The 17992-nt window shown below is 34.0% G+C and carries 17 protein-coding genes and 1 pseudogene; 11 read left to right on the top strand and 7 right to left on the bottom strand.

The features are described from left to right. Positions 1-5 precede the first annotated feature (5 nt). The gene (locus tag OLM57_RS15600) at positions 6-2480 is read right to left on the bottom strand and encodes a TonB-dependent receptor domain-containing protein (RefSeq protein ID WP_264564615.1); all 2475 of its coding nucleotides are present in this window, start codon (positions 2478-2480) and stop codon (positions 6-8) included. 83 nt (positions 2481-2563) lie between these two features. Further along, positions 2564-2905 carry an arsenate reductase (glutaredoxin) gene (gene arsC / locus OLM57_RS15595; protein WP_264564614.1) on the bottom strand — a complete coding sequence of 114 codons (342 nt, stop codon included), beginning with the start codon at positions 2903-2905 and terminating at the stop codon, positions 2564-2566. 104 nt (positions 2906-3009) lie between these two features. On the opposite strand from arsC, the gene OLM57_RS15590 reads away from it, so the two are divergent. Continuing rightward, complete coding sequence (locus tag OLM57_RS15590; protein WP_264564613.1) at positions 3010-3924, top strand: CPBP family intramembrane glutamic endopeptidase; 915 nt, start codon at positions 3010-3012, stop codon at positions 3922-3924. A 40-nt stretch (positions 3925-3964) separates the two neighbouring features. Further along, positions 3965-5020: an AMP-binding protein gene (locus tag OLM57_RS15585; protein WP_264564612.1), complete on the top strand. Its 1056-nt coding sequence runs from the start codon at positions 3965-3967 to the stop codon at positions 5018-5020. A gap of 70 nt (positions 5021-5090) precedes the next feature. On the opposite strand, the gene OLM57_RS15580 is transcribed toward OLM57_RS15585, so the two are convergent. From OLM57_RS15580 to glgP, 4 genes are all read right to left on the bottom strand, one after another. Further along, entirely contained in the window at positions 5091-5513 is a 423-nt protein-coding gene (locus OLM57_RS15580) for a DoxX family protein (protein ID WP_264564611.1), read from the bottom strand. An 87-nt stretch (positions 5514-5600) separates the two neighbouring features. Next, complete coding sequence (locus tag OLM57_RS15575; RefSeq protein WP_264564610.1) at positions 5601-7196, bottom strand: S41 family peptidase; 1596 nt, start codon at positions 7194-7196, stop codon at positions 5601-5603. A gap of 179 nt (positions 7197-7375) precedes the next feature. Next, positions 7376-9004 carry an acyl-CoA carboxylase subunit beta gene (locus OLM57_RS15570; protein WP_264564609.1) on the bottom strand — a complete coding sequence of 543 codons (1629 nt, stop codon included), beginning with the start codon at positions 9002-9004 and terminating at the stop codon, positions 7376-7378. A 197-nt stretch (positions 9005-9201) separates the two neighbouring features. After that, a complete protein-coding gene (gene glgP, locus OLM57_RS15565) occupies positions 9202-10866 on the bottom strand; it encodes an alpha-glucan family phosphorylase (RefSeq protein ID WP_264564608.1) in 1665 nt (554 codons plus the stop codon). Positions 10867-11192: 326 nt separating this feature from the next. Here glgP and OLM57_RS15560 point away from each other — a divergent pair, with 326 nt between their 5' ends. The 8 genes from OLM57_RS15560 to OLM57_RS15525 all read left to right on the top strand — a co-directional run bounded on the left by OLM57_RS15560 (position 11193) and on the right by OLM57_RS15525 (position 15490). Next, positions 11193-12107: a phospholipase A gene (locus OLM57_RS15560; protein ID WP_264564607.1), complete on the top strand. Its 915-nt coding sequence runs from the start codon at positions 11193-11195 to the stop codon at positions 12105-12107. An 80-nt stretch (positions 12108-12187) separates the two neighbouring features. Continuing rightward, on the top strand, positions 12188-12493 hold the full coding sequence (locus tag OLM57_RS15555) for an ArsR/SmtB family transcription factor (RefSeq protein WP_264564606.1): 306 nt from the start codon (positions 12188-12190) through the stop codon (positions 12491-12493). Positions 12494-12575: 82 nt separating this feature from the next. Beyond that, on the top strand, positions 12576-12809 hold the full coding sequence (locus tag OLM57_RS15550) for a thioredoxin family protein (RefSeq protein WP_264564605.1): 234 nt from the start codon (positions 12576-12578) through the stop codon (positions 12807-12809). 7 nt (positions 12810-12816) lie between these two features. After that, on the top strand, positions 12817-13203 hold the full coding sequence (locus OLM57_RS15545) for a rhodanese-like domain-containing protein (RefSeq protein ID WP_264564604.1): 387 nt from the start codon (positions 12817-12819) through the stop codon (positions 13201-13203). A gap of 15 nt (positions 13204-13218) precedes the next feature. Further along, a complete protein-coding gene (locus OLM57_RS15540; protein WP_264564603.1) occupies positions 13219-14193 on the top strand; it encodes a permease in 975 nt (324 codons plus the stop codon). Between the two features lie 7 nt (positions 14194-14200). Then, entirely contained in the window at positions 14201-14338 is a 138-nt protein-coding gene (locus OLM57_RS15535; protein WP_264564602.1) for a hypothetical protein, read from the top strand. A gap of 29 nt (positions 14339-14367) precedes the next feature. Further along, positions 14368-14778, top strand: coding sequence for a nitrophenyl compound nitroreductase subunit ArsF family protein (locus OLM57_RS15530; protein WP_264564601.1), 411 nt, complete (start codon positions 14368-14370; stop codon positions 14776-14778). 1 nt (position 14779) lies between these two features. Beyond that, on the top strand, positions 14780-15490 hold the full coding sequence (locus OLM57_RS15525) for an aromatic aminobenezylarsenical efflux permease ArsG family transporter (RefSeq protein ID WP_264564600.1): 711 nt from the start codon (positions 14780-14782) through the stop codon (positions 15488-15490). 84 nt (positions 15491-15574) lie between these two features. On the opposite strand, the gene prfB is transcribed toward OLM57_RS15525, so the two are convergent. Next, positions 15575-16673 (bottom strand): peptide chain release factor 2 gene (prfB, locus tag OLM57_RS15520; RefSeq protein ID WP_264564599.1). Its coding sequence is split into 2 segments (ribosomal slippage): positions 15575-16609 and positions 16611-16673, totalling 1098 coding nucleotides; the frame shifts between segments, so codons are not numbered across the junction. A gap of 226 nt (positions 16674-16899) precedes the next feature. On the opposite strand from prfB, the pseudogene OLM57_RS15515 reads away from it, so the two are divergent. Then, a pseudogene (locus OLM57_RS15515) lies at positions 16900-17924 on the top strand (threonine aldolase family protein). Positions 17925-17992: the final 68 nt, after the last annotated feature.

The raw sequence follows: 17992 nt of genomic DNA, 5'->3' as shown, positions 1-17992 counted from the left end.
TGCTTTTATCCAGGGAATTCAGATTCTCCTTCACCTTGGCCTTTCTTAGGTTGTTTGTCTTTGTCTGTTTTTTGTTTGTTGAAACGGTATGTGAAAGACAAATTGATTTGACGTTGTCTAAATTGCATTTCGCCATAAGAACTCATTACGTTGGGGATGTATGAATCTACTTTTCGTATTCTGGAATTAAATAAATCGTTTACATTGAGTGCCAATGAAGCTTTGTCTTTGAAAATGTCTTTGCTAAAACCAAGATTTACTCCAAAAACACCCAAAGTTTTTCCCTGAGAATTGGATTGTGGTCCCATATAATTCATGTTGGTTTGCCAGTCAATTTTGTAGGGAAGGGTAACTCTTGAATTGATTCTTGCAAACCAAGAAGTTGAATTACTATCAAAATTTTCATAGACTTCCTTGCCTGTGTAGTCTGTATATGTATAATCTCCATTGGTTTTTACATAAAAAAGATTTAAGTTACCATTGATTTTCCACCATTTAAAAGGAGTATAGTTTAAGGTAAAATCAAATCCTAGTTTTTGTTCGTCGGCAAGATTTATGGGTGTGGATAATATTACCGGAACAGTGCCTTCAAAAAGACCTGTTTCGAGTCTTACAAAAGTAAAAACGTCTGTAGTGTTCTCAAAATACATGGAAGTATTAAATGTGAGTTTATCCCATATTTTCAGGAAGCCAAAATCAAATTTATCAGTCATTGATGGATCAAGATTTGGGTTTCCGCTAAAAATATTTATCTTACTGGAGTAATTGATAAAAGGGTTCATAAAACGACCTCTTGGTCTTGTAATTCTTTTGCTGTAGTTTAATGCTAAATTACTTTTATCAGATATTTCATAAGTGATGAATACACTTGGGAAAAAATTGTTGTATTTTTTATTATTAAACTCTGAAGTCGCTAACTGATTGACATCAATGTTTGAATTTTCAAAACGAAGGCCCAGTAAATAAGAGAATTTAGATTTTTTGAATCCGTATTGAGCATATACTGCATTTACTTTTTCAATGTATTCCAGTGTATTTGAAAGCGTATCATTGCGAACTGGAATTCCATTCTCTATATCCGAAACCTGATAATCATTTGTCAAGTTGCTAAAGTCACCTTTATAGCCCGCTTCAAACTGACTTCCTTCACCAGTTGGCAGTACATAATCGGCCTGGATGAGATTTCTTGTTTGGGATTGATCGGTATATGTTTCCTGAGTCTCAGCTATGATTGGTGAACTAAGTGCTTCGTCCTGAATTAGACCATCATTTAAGTCATTGTTTTTGGAAAAGGAGCCATCGATACTCAACTTATGACCGTCTTTTTTGAATTTTTGCACAAAATTGGAGTTGTATTCAAAATTATCGCTTTGGGTTTTTTCGTTATTGGTTCTGGAACTATTAAATAAATACAAGTAATTAGCATCGTAATAATCGTATAAAACAGTATCGGTATTTTTACCGTCATTTTTTCTATAATTAATAGAGTTTGTCCAAGAAGTGGTTGGAGTAATATCCCAATCAAAACCAAAGTTTGAATTCAGACTTTTACCTGTTCTTTGTAAATCACGTGTTTCATTGATATAGTCTTTTGTACTTCCATCAGAATTATAATATTGTGTATTTGTCAATCCATTTCCGGGATTGCTCCTGTCATTATAACCAACTGTAGTAAAGAAGTTTAAATCTTTTGTTTTGTAGTTAAGATTTAAGTTGGCACCATAATTTTCAGGATGACCAATTGTACCAATGAAGGTTCCGTTTAAACCTTGATTTTTTCCTTTTTTTAGCACAATATTCAAAATTCCACCGCCACCTTCTGCATCATAGCGAGCAGAGGGGTTGGTAATTACTTCGACTTTATCAATGGCATCGGCTGGGATTTGTTTGAGTGCTTCGGCTATGTTTATTGCGTTTGAAGGTTTCCCGTCAATAAGAATTCGGATGTTGTCGTTTCCGCGTAAGCTTACAATTCCTTCACCGTCTACAGATACGGATGGGATATTATCCAATACATCACTTACAGTTCCTCCTTTTACAATAAGGTCTTTCCCAACATTATATACTTTTTTATCCAATTTTATTTCGACCGTAGTCTTCTCGGTGCGAATGACTACCTCATTCAATTGAGAAGCATCTTCTTCGAGTTGAATAAGGCCTAGGGAGCCACTTTCTTGAATGTTTTTTTGTTTTATTTCTGTAGGTTTAAACGAAATAAACTCAATGGTAATATCGTAAACTCCAGGAAAAACTTCTATTTCAAATTCACCTTTGCTATTTGTAATACCTCCAGATAAAGCCTTTGGATTTTTTGGATTTTTAAATGTAAGAGTTGCATATTCAAGTGGTTGATTGCTGTTTTTTTCTACAACTTTTCCGGTAATTTTTAATTTTTGTTTTGTTGGCGGACCCTGTTGGGCGAAACTGAATACACTTAAAAACAGGAATAAAATGGATAAAATTAATTTTGATTTTTTCATTATTTAAAAAATAGAATTTCTCTTTAGGATAAAAAAGAGGGAGGATGGTTTAATGCAGGTTTCTTAAACTTATGTTAATAATTTTAAATAATTGCCTTGATTTTATCTAAATCTCTTCCAATAGAAGCTTTGTTACCATTGACAACTATAGGTCTTTCTATCAGAATTGGATTTTCTACCATAGCACGAATTACTTCATCGGGTGTGAGTAGTTTTCCTTTAAAGGTTTCAATCCATATTTTTTCTTTCTGACGCACTAATTCAATTGGAGATAAGTTTAGTTTTTGAAGCAGTGCTTTTAATTCTTCAAAAGAGGGAGGCGTTTCGAGGTAATTTATAATTTCAAATTCTTGATCAGAATCTTTTAGAAAGAGTATACAATTTCTGGATTTTCCGCAACGTGGATTATGGTATATTTGTATCATTTTGGTAAACAAATTAATTTAAACTAAAATATTAAACTATTTTAGTGCGAACAAAAATAGTATTTGTAAAAATAACCCAAGATTAATTATAGAAAAAATAACATATGTTTTTAGAACAAGGAATAAAGGATGAAAATAAATTTTGGAAATATTTACTAGGATCATTAGCCATTATATTTGCTTCTTTTTTGGGACAGTTGCCCATGTTATTGGCAATTGGGTATGAAACCAAGTTTAAGGGAAAACCCTTTCCAGAAAATGATGAAATGCTCATGCAGTTTTTTGACACTAATCTTACTTTGTTTTATGTTCTTATATCTTTTGTTTTTGCTTTGTTTGCTATTGTATTTATAGTAAGATATTTGCATCATCAGAATCTAATTTCAATTATCACTTCCAGAAATAAAATAGACTGGAGTAGAGTAAAGTTTTCATTTGTAATATGGTCGTTTTTTACTTTAATTTCAACATTATTAACGTATTATTATGACCCATCTGATTTTGTCTATAATTTTAGGCTAATTCCTTTTTTAATTTTGGTGGTTATTGGAGTTTTATTAATTCCAATACAAACAAGTGTTGAGGAATTGGTTTTTCGAGGATATTTGATGCAAGGATTTGCTAATTTGTCCAAAAATAGATGGTTCCCGTTAGTAATGACTTCTTCTATTTTTGGTTTGATGCATCTTGCTAATCCTGAGGTTACTAAAATGGGAAATGTAATCATGGTTTATTATATTGGAACAGGTTTTTTTCTGGGAATTGTAACGCTAATGGATGAAGGTATGGAATTATCATTGGGATTTCACGCTGCCAATAATCTGATTGGAGCATTGTTGGTGACTTCTGATTGGTCTGCATTTCAAACGTATTCTGTTTTTAAAGATGTGTCAAATCCAGAGGCGGGTTTGGATATTATCTTGCCGGTTTTTGTTGTTTATCCCTTACTTTTACTTATATTTGGCTTAAAATACAATTGGACTGGATGGAAAGAAAAACTGACCGGTAACATTCTATAAGGCATAAAACAATAATCAAAAAACAATCAATATATTTATCATGAATACAGTAACATACAAAAATGTACACAACCATTTTAAATTGAATGGATATCATTTAACCAAAGATGATCTATGTAGAGTAGCATATAGTTTCATTAAAGAAGGAGAGGATTTTGAACAATCGGTTGGTGATTTCTTACTGGATTGGTTTGATGATAAGTCATATATTGATATGTTTACTTCTGGAACAACCGGTGAGCCAAAAACGATAAGAGTCGAAAAAGATGCGATGGTTAAATCGGCAATTTCAACAGGTGATTTTTTTGGACTTCAACCAGGGAATAGAGTATTACATTGTTTGCCAACAAATTATGTTGCAGGTAAGATGATGTTTGTTCGATCATTTATTTTAGGACTTGACATGGATTTTGTTGCACCAAGTTCCAATCCATTGGAAATTAGTGATGAGAAATATGATTTTGCTGCGATGGTGCCTCTTCAAGCAAAAAATGCAATAAAAAAATTAACCAATATAAAAAAGGTAATTATAGGTGGCGTAAAAGTGCATAAATCATTGGAACAAGAATTGGTTAAATTACCAATCGAGATTTATGAGACCTATGGTATGACAGAAACCATAACACATATTGCCGCTAAGAAAGTAGGAGTTGAAGCATTTACCACTTTGCCAAATGTAACGGTTTCTATTAATGAGGACCAATGTTTGGAAATTGTGGCTAAAAATATCAGTACTGAAAAAATTGTCACCAATGATATTGTTAAACTAATTTCGGACACTCAATTTATTTGGTTGGGTCGTTTTGACAATGTTATAAATAGTGGAGGTATAAAAATTATGCCAGAGCAAGTAGAAAGTAAATTATCTACCTTGATACCAAGACGCTATTTTGTAAATGGTGAGCCAGACGAAACACTAGGAGAGAAAGTAGTTTTGTATGTTGAAGGAGAAACAATGAATATTGACGATACAGTTTTTGACGTATTGGATAAATATGAAAAGCCAAAAGAAATTATTTTTATTCCAAAGTTTAAAGAAACTGCCACTGGAAAAATAATGAGAGAAGAAAGTAAAAAATTAGTGACTTTAAAATAAAGTCTAAATTTTGAGTTTTAAGCAAAAAAGAGAGGAAGTTTTTCTCTCTTTTTTGCTTAAAACTATTTTTTTATTGTTCCATTTTAAAAAAATAATCTGCCGAATTTTTCCCACTACCATAAATTAGGAAAGCGATGCATACTCCTAAAGTAAGTATCGCCAAAAGTAAATTTTGATGGTGCATGTTTCCCATAAAGTTAATTATAATTGCACAAATTAAAATTGGTAATTGTGCGATAATTGCCCAACGTGTCAATAAACCAAAGAAAATTAAAATTCCCCCAATAAGGTGTGCAGGCGCTATGTAATGAAGTAGAAACATTCCTCCTCCAATTTTGTCAATTGGCGAAATTAAATCGACCAAATATTGGATGTTTGAAACAAAATAAATCCCTTTCATAAATAAAAAAACACCAAGAGCCATTCTGAGTAAATCTACGGGTAAATAAGTGTGTGCATTGGCCCACTTATTTAAACTTTTTACATTGTTCATAATATCTTAAGTTTTAAATTATCAATACTAAGGTATTAATAATTAATGATATATGAATAATTTATGGCCAATTAATTGTGGATTCAATTATTTTTCGGTGATTTTTTTGTCTTTTTCGTTTTCGGTTAGTGTGGTTGTCTTTTTCATGATATCATCCAATATCCAATTCATTTCTGGATCTCTGCCATTGATGCGATCCTCTAATGTTGGAATTATTTCTTTGTCTGGAAAAACACCCCGCCCTTCAAGTTCTGTTTTGTAATGGGGAGCTACGACTAATAAACCAACTGTTATTTTTATACCGGAATTGGGCAACTCGACGGTAGGCATAAATCCTGCGACAGTTCCATTATAGGCGCCACCAGTTTCCTCACCGACAAAAATGGCTCTTTTGGAACCTTTTAAATTGGATGAAATAATACTGGCAGCCGAGAAAGTACCTCCGTTTATAAGTACATACACCTTTCCTTTAAAAGCGTTTTTGTTGACAGTATGCGGTTTTGACTCTGAACCTGATATGTAATATTTGTCTTTGTCTTTATGAACTTTAGAATAGATAAAGGGAATGTAAAAAGGGGATATTAAAATTTTTGCTAAAAGGGGAGCTTTACTAAAAGGTGTTTTTTCTATCAGACTAGTTCTGGAAACAACTTGAAAGGGATCAATAAATACAAAAGTAGGGTCTGCCAAATAGCTGTATAAGGTCACTATTTCTTTCAGACCGCCGCCTGAATTATTGCGTAAATCAATAATTAATGTTTTGGTGTTATACAATTGTATTTTGCCAAAACTTTCTTTGTAAAAACGGGAATAATTGCCTAAATCAAAATGGTTGATTTTTAAAACGGCAATACTACTGTCGTTCTCAATAAATTTAAGATTTCTATTGTTTGTTTTGGTGAATTTATTGTAACCATACGTGCTTTTGTCTTTTTTACTTATTTTAATTTGATTCGTTTCTGGTTTTACAATTTCTTTCCCCTCTTTTTTATTGTTTGTTTTAGGTTCGGCTATTTTTCGTTTAATATAAACTATTTGCGTTGAATCATTTTGCCTAAAACTGTATTTTAAACTGTCTTGAATTCCATTTTCGTTGGTATAAAAGGAAGAAAATGAATTTGGAAGTCTGTTGTTTTTGAATGTTTGGTTATAACCGTCTGAGCTAAATAATGTAGAGTATTCTTTTATCAATTGATTTGTTTTTTTACCATTGATTGCAACAACTTCGGTCCCCGGAAGAATCGATTTGTTTTCGGATTGATTCTTTAAAACATATAATTTATCATTGATTACAATAAAATTGAATTGCGAAAAGGGACCAATTCCCATTTTTGACAATTCCTTTCTTTCTGCTTTTGTATACATTTTTAGAGAAGGTGAAACGCTCAAATGCCCTTCTCGTATAGCAGCAACAACAGGACTCAATTTCTTGTAAAATTCAAAACTTGTAAGAGGTTTGGTAATAGTGTTTTTTAAACTGTCAAATTTGAAGTCCAGTTCTTTTTTTGAAATATACCAATATAATTTTGGTTCTAAGCGCTGCAATTTTTTATAAGCAAAATCTACGTCGGTTTTTAAATTATTTACTGCAATCAAGTCATTTAAGTGTTTGTTATGCTCTTTCACAGATGTACATTGAATAAAAAGCAAAATAAAAAAAGTAAGTAAAAATATTTTTTTCATAAAATTATTGGACTGGATTTTTTAATCAATTTTATAGTATGATTAAAAAGCTCCTTGATTTCGCACAAATATAAAGGTTTCCGTGTTTGATTTAAAAAGGCATAAACACTTTTTTAAGTTTTTTATAAAAAAAACACTCCTAAAACAGGAGTGTTATAAATGAATTGTTTCTGCTATTTTTATACTTGAATTACGCCTAAATTAAATTTCTTTTCGATAGGAGCGTGGTTGGCCGCTTCAATTCCCATAGAAATCCAAGTTCTGGTTTCTAAAGGATCAATTATAGCATCTGTCCACAAGCGAGCGGCTGCATAATATGGTGAAACCTGCTCGTCATATCGGGCTTTAATTTTGGCAAACAATTCGGCTTCTTTGGCTTCATCTACAATTTCTCCTTTACCTTTTAGTGAAGAAGCTTCAATTTGTGCCAACACTTTTGCGGCCTGTGTGCCTCCCATTACGGCCAATTCTGCGCTTGGCCACGCAAATATTAATCGCGGATCGAATGCTTTTCCGCACATCGCATAGTTTCCTGCTCCGTATGAATTTCCAACTATGACCGTAAATTTTGGTACCACTGAATTGGAAACGGCATTCACCATTTTTGCACCGTCTTTTATTATTCCGCCATGTTCGGATTTTGAACCTACCATAAAGCCAGTTACATCTTGAACAAAAACCAACGGAATCTTCTTTTGGTTGCAATTGGCAATAAAACGAGTCGCTTTGTCTGCCGAATCCGAATAAATAACACCTCCAAATTGCATTTCGCCTTTGGTCGTTTTTACCACTTTTCTCTGATTGGCCACTATTCCAACAGCCCAACCGTCAATTCTGGCATAACCAGTAATGAGTGATTGACCGTATCCGTCTTTATATGCTTCAAATTCAGAATTATCTACCAATCGATTGATGATTTCCATCATATCGTATTGCTCATTTCTGGCTTTTGGCAAAATACCGTATATTTCTTTTTCGTCCAAAGCTGGTTTTTCTGCCTTAATACGGTTGTACCCCGCTTTATCAAAATCACCGATTTTATCGACTATGTTTCTGATTTTATCTAAAGCGTCTTTATCGTCTTTGGCTTTGTAATCTGTCACTCCTGAAATCTCGCAATGCGTTGTGGCTCCTCCCAAAGTTTCATTGTCGATACTTTCGCCAATAGCTGCTTTGACCAAATAGCTTCCCGCCAAGAAAATACTTCCTGTTTTGTCCACAATCAGAGCTTCATCGCTCATAATTGGAAGGTAAGCACCACCAGCAACACAACTGCCCATTACTGCTGCGATTTGGGTAATTCCCATGCTGCTCATTTGTGCATTGTTTCTAAAGATCCGTCCAAAATGTTCTTTGTCTGGAAAAATTTCGTCTTGCAATGGCAAATAAACGCCGGCACTATCAACCAAATAGATGATAGGCAAACGATTCTCCATCGCAATTTCCTGTGCTCTCAGGTTTTTCTTTGCGGTAATAGGAAACCAGGCTCCAGCTTTGACTGTTGCATCATTGGCTACAACAATGCATTGTTTTCCTTTGATGTATCCTATTTTTACAATTACGCCTCCTGATGGGCATCCGCCGTGGTCTGCATACATTTTTTTTCCCGCAAAAGCGCCAATCTCAATAGATTTTGCATTCGAGTCCAACAGATAGTCAATGCGTTCCCGAGCGGTCATTTTGCCTTCGGCATGTAGCTTTTCGATTCGTTTTTCACCACCACCCAGTTTGACTTTGGTGAATTTTTGCTTGAGTTCAGACAGTAAAAGTTTATTGTGATCTTCGTTTTTATTGAAGTTTAAATCCATAGGTATAAAATGTGTTTTCTTGTAATGACCGCTAATTTACGAAAACGATTGAAATTTTCGTATTTATGTGTGAAATTTTAAATTTTTAGCAATTTAAAGTTCTTTAAAGTCATATAAAAATAAAAACCTCGTATTTTAAAAAAAAAGCGAGGTTTTGTGTCAATTTTAATTTTTTGTATTAATCCCAAATTGCAATTTCAATTGTACATTTTTGTGTAATATTCATCTACCATGCGAGCAGAATCAAAGAATGGTACAATTTGTTTCATACTGGTTTCTACTAAATCCCACCATTCCGCGGGAGAATCGTAATACAACGGTAGTATTTCTTCTTCCAACATTTGGTATAAATTGTCCAAATCCATTTGATCTTGTTGATAGGTTGGCAGATTGTGATCGACAATTGGTAAAACAAATGAATTTTGGGTTGTATTTAAATCCTTGAATTCGCGAACCCATCCATCGTTGGTCGAAAAATTAATGGCACCATTCATGGCTGCAGTCACTCCTGATGTCCCCGAAGCTTCTCTGGTTACTCTTGGGTTGTTCAGCCAAATATCGGATCCTTTCTTTAATTGGCGGGACAATTTTAATTCGTGACCAATAAGTACCGCCATATTTTTAAATTCTTTGCTGATGTGCGAAAGGTTGTCAAAATTATGAATAGCTCCGTAATCAGTGGGGTAGGGTTTTCCTGCAAAGATAATTTGAATCGGTTTTTTTGCATCCGTCATCAAACTTTTGAATTTTTCATAATTACGAGTAATCAAATCGGGTCTTTTATAATCGGCAAAGCGTCTTGCCCAAACGATAGTGAGAATGTTTGGATCAAATATTTTACCGGTTTGGTCGGCAACCACTTCAAAAAGTTTAGTTTTTAATCTCTTTTTTCGGTTAATTAATTCTTCTCTGTCATTAGTTGCATAGGCATCGTCCAACCAAGGATCAACCCAGTATTTTTTGTTCTGTGCATTTGTAATATGGGTTATCGGACAAATTCCCGTAAAATCCTTCCACATATCTCTAGATACTTCTCCATGCAATTTGGATACTCCATTTGCTTTATGGCTCAGTCTTAATGCTACTAGTGAATGGTTAAAAGTATTGTCTGTAATGCCTGTAATTTTTCTAACGGTTTCTAAAGGGATTCCATCGAAAAAGCTTAATTTTTCGAGTAAATAAATATCGTGCTTTTCATTTCCGGCTTCTTCGGGCGTATGTGTGGTAAAAACCATTTTTTCTCTTATTTTATCAACGCTTTTGTATTTGTTGTATAAATGAAAAACTGAGGAAACGGCATGGGCTTCATTTAAATGGTAAATATCAGGCTCATAGTCCAAAGCATCTAATAATTTTGCACCACCCAATCCCAAAACCATAGTTTGCGCAATTTTGGCATTTGGATCAGAATCGTATAACCTAAAAGTGGTGGATTTGGCTAAATAATCATTTTCGGGTAAGTCGGTAGAAAGAAAAAACATTGGGACAGTTCCAAAAGTTTCCGGTTTCAGGAAATAGGCTTTAAGCCAAACATCATGATTGTCTATTTTTATGGTAAACTTGATGTTGGTATCTTCAAGAAAACTATAATTCTTCTCTCTAAAAAGAGAACCCATCGAAAGATCTTCTTTCAGATATTGGTCGTAATATCCTTTTTTCCATAAAATTCCGATTCCGATTAAATTTTGTTTTAAATCATAAGCTGAACGCATGTGCGATCCTGCAAGAAAACCCAATCCTCCGGAATAAATTTTAAGGCATTGGTCAATGGCAAATTCCATTGAGAAATAAACGGCTGATTTCTTGTATTTTTTGTCAAATGCGTAGGGATGTCTGTATTTTTCGGGTAAGTTCTTGCTCATATTGTTGTGCTTTTTAAAGTTTGATACCTAACAAATTTAAAGAATTTGTTAGTGAAAAACGCTTTTTGAAAGGTTAATATTGGGGTTGTAATGTGTTATTTATCAGTTTCTTGAGCGATATCGTTTTAGCGATATTTATTATAAAAGTAGAATGGTGTTTTTTAATAAAAAGTGGTTGCTTATATCATGATTTTTTGAATTATTCTTAATCTATTTTTTACGAATTAGAAACATCTTTAACTAAGCGTGAATTATATAAGTATTAAAGGTAAATGTGTAACAACTAATGATTAGTGGGAATTTAACTTTGAATAAAATTCAAAACTGTGGTGTCACCTTTTAAAGTATCATTATTACTATTCTTTTTTCTTTTTTTAGTTTCTTCTTCAAACGCTCAAGTTCAGGCGCTATTTAATGATAAAGTAGAACTCAAAACTATGGTTGCTCGTTGGGAGTTGGACTCAACTGCGGCTAGAGGGACTTTTTTGGTAACTCCTTATAAAGCCATTTATGTTTTGCCTTTTGTATGGACAAGTAATCCAAATGAGCAGCCTCATTCTGGAAATACTTCGCCAGAATATATTCCACCAAGCAAAGTTGATTATGATGTTGTCGAAATGAAATTTCAACTGAGTTTTAAAACCAAAATTCTCCAGGGGTTTTTATGGGGACATGCCGATTTATGGGTTGCTTATACCCAAATTTCGCATTGGCAAATCTACAATACAGAATTATCACGTCCATTTAGAGAAATTAATTATGAACCCGAAATTATACTTAATTTTCCAGTAAAATTCAAATTTTTAGGATTTAAAGCAAGAATGATTGGTGTTTCATTTGATCATGAGTCGAACGGAAAAAGTTATCCGAATACAAGAAGTTGGAATAGGGTCATTTTGATGACTGGTTTCGAACGAAAAAATTGGAATATCTACATTAGACCTTGGTATGTAATTCCTGAATCTAAAGGCGATAATCCGGATATTTCAAACTACATTGGCAACGCTGACGTAAATATTATTTATTCCAAAAATCGTAGTGTTTATACATTTATAGGAAGCCATAACTTTAGTTTTGATGGAAAAATGAGAGGGAGTTCTACTTTTTCGTGGGCCTATCCAATAAAAGGAAATCTTAGAGGATACTTACAGGTTTCACACGGTTATGGAAACTCATTGATTGATTACAACCACGATCAAACTACTGTTGGAGTTGGAGTTTCATTGATCGAATGGCAATAAAAAGCATTGATAATCTTTTAAAATCCAAATGCTTTTGTTTTTTATTTTGTTCGTATATTTGCGAATCGATAAATTAATTGATGGAAAAAAAAATAAAAGAAGATTATTTTACGGTAGATCAGAAACTAATAGCTCGTTTTGCTAAGGCTTTGGGGCATCCTGTTCGTATTGCAATTTTAGAATTACTAGTCAATCAATCTTGTTGTTATCATGGCGATATGGCCGAAGAATTGCCTATTGCAAAATCTACTTTGTCCCAACATTTGAATGAATTGAAAGACGCTGGTCTTATTCAAGGGGATATTACTCCTCCTACAGTTAAATATTGTATAAACAAAGAAAATTGGCTTTTGGCAAAAAAACTCTTTGTCTCTTTCTTAAAATAAATTGCTAAAATATTATTCGTAAATTAGCGAATAGTAAAATAATTGTTCGTATTTTTACGAATGGTTTGTAAAAGTAAAAACAATGAAAACTATTAAGGTTTTAGGTCCCGGTTGTCCAAAGTGTAAAGCAACATTTCACAATGCTGAACAAGCGGTAAATCAATTAGGTGTTGAAGCTCAAGTAATCAAAATTGAAGATATTGAAGAAATGATGCGGTATAATATCTTGACGACTCCTGTATTAATGATTGACGAAGTTGTAAAAGTGAAAGGTAGGATTGCGCAGATTGATGAAATTAAAGAATTTTTAAAATAAGAATGCAATGGAAAATCAAACTTTAGTAAAAGAAATTTGCCCAACCAAAACACAGTTATGGATTAAAAACGGAGCATTGTTGGTAGATGTTCGAGAACGAGAGGAAGTGGCTCAATTGGCATACAATGTGCCTAATATTGTGAATATCCCACTGAGTGAATTTGAAGAACGATTTACCGAAATTCCAAGAGATAGGGAAGTTGTTGTTGTTTGCAAAAGTGGTGTGAGAAGTTTAAGGGCCGCTGCCTTTTTGCTTAATAATGGATATGATAAAGTGGTGAATATGAAACACGGAATCATTCGTTGGGTACAGAAAGGATTTCCAACCATAGGTGATGAATCTTCTTTTTTGGTTGATGAAAATGCTCATTCTTGTTCGTGCTCTGGTTGTTAATTTAAATAGCATGTTATGTTTGATTGGTTGCAGCATTTTGCCGATTGGCTTATATATTCCGTTTTCTCAATTGAACAACATACCAAATTTGGAGATGCTCTAAATTTCTTTGTTTTTGATACCTTAAAAATTGCTTTATTACTTTTTGTAATCACAATGGTAATGGGTATAGTAAATTCTTATTTTCCGGTAGACAAAGTGCGTAATTTTTTAAGTCGAAATAAATTGTACGGATTAGAATATCTGTTTGCTTCTGCTTTTGGGGTTATTACTCCCTTTTGTTCGTGTTCATCCGTTCCATTATTCATTGGTTTTGTAAAAGGGGGTATTCCGCTTGGAATTACTTTTACTTATTTGATTACTGCTCCGTTAGTAAATGAAGTGGCAATTGCTATTTTTTTAGGAGTTTTTGGATTTAAAATAACTGCAATCTATGTTATATCAGGTATCGTTTTAGGGATAATAGGCGGTTTTACTTTAGGTAAATTAAAATTGGAAAAAGAATTATCTCCTTGGGTTCAAAATATAATAGCAAACGCTCAAACAGAAGACGAATTGGAAGAAGATAAGCTAACATTAGTACAACGATTTCCTGCTATTTTAAAAGAAGCTTTTGGTATTGTAAAAGGAGTTTCTCTTTATATTATTATCGGTATTGCGATTGGCGGATTAATGCATGGATTTTTGCCAACAGGTTTTTTTGAGCAATACATCAATAAAGGACAATGGTATGCGGTGCCTTTGGCCGTAATCATTGGTGTTCCGATGTATAGTAATGCTGCAGGTGTTATTCCGGTTGTTCAAGTTTTGGTTGCAAAGGGAGTTCCTCTTGGAACAGCTATTGCTTTTATGATGGGAGTAATTGGTTTGTCATTACCAGAAGCAATGCTGCTTAAAAAAGTAATGAATTTAAAAATGATAGCTATTTATTTTGGAACTATTGCCTTCTTTATGATTTTGTCAGGTTATTTATTCAATATAATTTTATAATACTACTATGGAAAAAATAATTTTTGGAATCGTATTACTTCACGTTGTAGCTGGCTTTGGTTGGGTTGTTTATAAACTTCAATTTCAGAAAAAGAAATCAAACGATGAATCTAAAAGCAATGAGAATAATAATAACAATAATTAATTTGAAGCAACATATAAAAACTAATAAAAATGAAAAAGTATATCTTACTGCCTATTTTTTTAACTTTAATACTTTTGTTTGTAACTGTAAATATAGTTGCTCAAGGTAAAATAGCAGTTACCGCAAAAAGCAAAGCTCCTGCAACAATTGAAATTATTCAATTTCATTCGGAACATCGTTGCGTAACTTGTATTAAAATTGAGGAATTAACCCTTGAAACGTTAAAAAGTTTTCCAAATGTTCCTTTTTTATTAGTGAATGTTGATGATAAGAAGAATGAAAAAATAGCTACTCAATTTGAAGCTGCAGGTACGGCGCTATTTCTGTATAATCCAAAAACTCTAAAGAAACAGGATGTCTCAGATTTGGCTTTTATGTATGCTGGGGATAAAGACAAATTCATCAAAGAGTTGAAGAAAAAAATAGAATCCTTCAAATAACATGGAGTTGCTGAATGAGTTGGCGCAAAACAATGATGTACCGCTCTTGGCTGCTTTTGCATTGGGTTTGCTCACAGCGGTCAGTCCTTGTCCTTTAGCAACAAATATTACTGCTACAGCCTACATTGCCAAAACTGTAAATAGTAAATATAAGGTGATTTTGAGCGGATTGCTATATACTTTTGGAAGGGTTTTTACCTATACTTCGATTGGAGCTCTTGTTTATTTTGGTCTTAGTAAATTTCAAGTTGCCAAATTGCTTCAAGGAAATGGAGAAAAATTTATTGGCCCAATAATGATTGTAATTGGTCTTATATTACTGGATGTTATTAAACTGAATTTTTTATCCAATACAAATCTGACCGAAAAATTATCTGAAAAATTTAGGGCCCAAGGTATTTTTGGCTCTTTTCTTTTAGGCGCTTTGTTTGCTTTGGCTTTTTGTCCTTACAGTGGCGCATTATTTTTTGGAATGCTTATTCCGATGACACTTTTGGCAAACGAAGGTTTGGTATTGCCAATTGTATTTGCTTTGGGAACTGGGTTGCCAGTGTTGTTTTTTGGTTTTGTGATTGCCTTTAGTTTGGAGAAATTAGGAAAGTACTTTCATGCTATTCGAAAAGTGGAGAAAGTCATGCGGTTAATTGCTGGATTTACCTTTATAGTTACCGGATTGTATTACATCAACATTTATGTGAAATTTATTGATTAGAGATTTAGGATTATGATAAAAAAAAAGCCTTTCAAAATTTTTGAAAGGCATTTTTAACGTTATTTCGTTATACATAGAAGTGATTTATTCCTCTTCTCGCTGTCCCATCATCATGAGGTAGGCTTTTAGGAATCCGTCGATGTTTCCGTTCATTACGCTATCAACATCGCTGGTTTCCTGTCCGGTGCGAACGTCTTTGACTAGTTTATAAGGCTGCATTACATAATTGCGTATTTGCGAACCCCATTCTATTTTCATCTTTCCAGCTTCAATATCGCTTCGTTGTGCTTGTTGCTTTTTAAGTTCAATTTCATACAATTGTGAACGTAACATTTGCATCGCTCGATTTCTATTGTCATGTTGCGAACGTGTTTCTGAACATTGAATCTGAATTCCTGTTGGTTTGTGGGTCAATTGTACTTTGGTTTCTACCTTGTTTACGTTTTGACCACCTGCACCACTGGAACGAGCCGTAATGATTTCGATATCGGCAGGGTTGATTTCAATTTCGATGGTGTCGTCTACCAATGGATATACATAAACCGAGGCGAATGAAGTATGTCTTTTGGCATTACTGTCAAAAGGGGAAATGCGCACCAATCGATGTACACCATTTTCGCCTTTGAGGTATCCAAAAGAATAATCACCTTCTATTTCTAAAGTGACGGTTTTTATTCCTGCTGCATCTCCTTTTTGAAAATTCAGTTCCCTGATTTTGTAACCTTCTTTTTCGGCCCACATCATGTACATGCGCATGAGCATTTCGGCCCAATCACAACTTTCGGTACCACCGGCTCCTGCTGTAATTTGAAGTACTGCGCTCAAAGAATCACCTTCTTCTGAAAGCATATTTTTGAATTCTATTGCTTCAATATGAGCTTGAGTTAAATTGTACTGACTATCTAGTTCTTCGGCAGTTAGCTCTCCTTCTTTGTAAAAGTCATAGGCAAGTTGCAACTCCTCTGTCATATCTACAGCTTTGTTGTAATCTTCTATCCATTTCTTTTTACCTCTAAGGTTTTTTACAATGATTTCGGCATCTTTTGCGTTATTCCAAAAGTCGGGAGCAAAAGTCTTCTCTTCTTCGTTGGCTATTTCGATAAGTTTGGCATCAACGTCAAAGATACCTCCTCAACGCACCAAGGCGCTCCACAATACCTTTGATTTGTTCGGTAGTTGTCATAAATTTATAGTAATTTTGTTTCGAAAATTATTGGGTTAGCACTTTTTTAGCCCTGATTACTTCACAGACTTTCATTTTAATGGAGTTCAGTGAACTTCGTTTGTAGTGAAAATCCTTTTCTGTTTTTTTTTCTTTAAAAAATAGAAAAGATTGTAACGAATAGCAGGATTAGCTTCTAATAATTTCATTAGTTTTGAATGCAAAAATAGGATTTAGTTTTTAGATTATGGAAATAAATTTAGTTAGCGATACAATTACCAAGCCATCAGTTGAAATGTTGCAATACATGTTTAATGCCGAAGTAGGGGATGATGTGTACAAGCAGGATCCTACGGTAATTGCTCTGGAGGCTCGATTGGCCGCAATGTTTGGAATGGAGGCAGGACTTTTTTTTCCGTCGGGGACTATGGCCAATCAAACGGCAATTAAGCTGCATACGCAACCAGGAGAGCAATTGATTGCTGATAAATACGCTCATGTTTATCATTATGAAGGCGGTGGTGTTTCTTTTAACAGCGGGGTTTCCTGTTGCTTGCTTGATGGGGACCGTGGAATGATTACGGCCGAACAAGTTGCAGGAGCGATAAATGACCCTGAATTTTACCACAGCCCGCTGACGAGTTTGGTGTGTGTGGAAAATACAACTAATAAAGGAGGCGGAGCATGTTATGATCTGGAAGAATTAAAAAAAATAAAAGCGGTTTGTGTTGCCAATAATTTAAAATTCCATTTGGATGGCGCCCGTATTTGGAATGCAATTGTGGCCAAAAAACAGCATCCAAGGGAATTTGGAGCTTTGTTTGATACGATTTCAGTTTGTTTGTCTAAAGGATTGGGTGCGCCGATCGGCTCGGTACTTTTGGCGGATAAAAAAACTATTCATAGGGCATTGCGCATTCGAAAAATATTGGGGGTGGTATGCGTCAAGTTGGTTATCTTGCTGCGGCTGGGAATTTTGCTTTGGATAATAATATTGCCAAATTGGTCGATGATCATAGAAGAGCCAGAGAAATTACCGAAGTTTTGTCACGACAACTTTGGATTGGTAAAATTGAGCCAGTCGAAACTAATATCTTGATTTTTTCGCTTCGCGAAGGCCTGAATGAAAAAGTTTTTATAGATAAATTGAAAGAGAAAAACATACTGATAAGTGCATTAGGGCACGGAAAACTCCGAATCGTAACGCATCTGGATTATAAGGAAGTGATGCACACTTATGTTTTGGAAACCTTGCAGAAGATTGTTTTTTAAAAGTTTAAAGTTTAATAGTTTAAATTGGTTTAAAGTTTAAAGTTGTTTAAGACGTTTTCATAAAATCG

It is taken from the genome of Flavobacterium sp. N3904, assembly GCF_025947305.1.
Classification (GTDB): domain Bacteria; phylum Bacteroidota; class Bacteroidia; order Flavobacteriales; family Flavobacteriaceae; genus Flavobacterium.
This window is presented reverse-complemented; position numbering and strand designations above follow the sequence as displayed.

Coding starts and splice junctions, on each gene's coding strand:
- OLM57_RS15600 (WP_264564615.1), bottom strand. CDS start 2,480: ATGAAAAAATCAAAATTAATTTTATCCATTTTATTCCTGTTTTTAAGT.
- arsC (WP_264564614.1), bottom strand. CDS start 2,905: ATGATACAAATATACCATAATCCACGTTGCGGAAAATCCAGAAATTGT.
- OLM57_RS15590 (WP_264564613.1), top strand. CDS start 3,010: ATGTTTTTAGAACAAGGAATAAAGGATGAAAATAAATTTTGGAAATAT.
- OLM57_RS15585 (WP_264564612.1), top strand. CDS start 3,965: ATGAATACAGTAACATACAAAAATGTACACAACCATTTTAAATTGAAT.
- OLM57_RS15580 (WP_264564611.1), bottom strand. CDS start 5,513: ATGAACAATGTAAAAAGTTTAAATAAGTGGGCCAATGCACACACTTAT.
- OLM57_RS15575 (WP_264564610.1), bottom strand. CDS start 7,196: ATGAAAAAAATATTTTTACTTACTTTTTTTATTTTGCTTTTTATTCAA.
- OLM57_RS15570 (WP_264564609.1), bottom strand. CDS start 9,004: ATGGATTTAAACTTCAATAAAAACGAAGATCACAATAAACTTTTACTG.
- glgP (WP_264564608.1), bottom strand. CDS start 10,866: ATGAGCAAGAACTTACCCGAAAAATACAGACATCCCTACGCATTTGAC.
- OLM57_RS15555 (WP_264564606.1), top strand. CDS start 12,188: ATGGAAAAAAAAATAAAAGAAGATTATTTTACGGTAGATCAGAAACTA.
- OLM57_RS15550 (WP_264564605.1), top strand. CDS start 12,576: ATGAAAACTATTAAGGTTTTAGGTCCCGGTTGTCCAAAGTGTAAAGCA.
- OLM57_RS15545 (WP_264564604.1), top strand. CDS start 12,817: ATGGAAAATCAAACTTTAGTAAAAGAAATTTGCCCAACCAAAACACAG.
- OLM57_RS15540 (WP_264564603.1), top strand. CDS start 13,219: ATGTTTGATTGGTTGCAGCATTTTGCCGATTGGCTTATATATTCCGTT.
- OLM57_RS15535 (WP_264564602.1), top strand. CDS start 14,201: ATGGAAAAAATAATTTTTGGAATCGTATTACTTCACGTTGTAGCTGGC.
- OLM57_RS15530 (WP_264564601.1), top strand. CDS start 14,368: ATGAAAAAGTATATCTTACTGCCTATTTTTTTAACTTTAATACTTTTG.
- OLM57_RS15525 (WP_264564600.1), top strand. CDS start 14,780: ATGGAGTTGCTGAATGAGTTGGCGCAAAACAATGATGTACCGCTCTTG.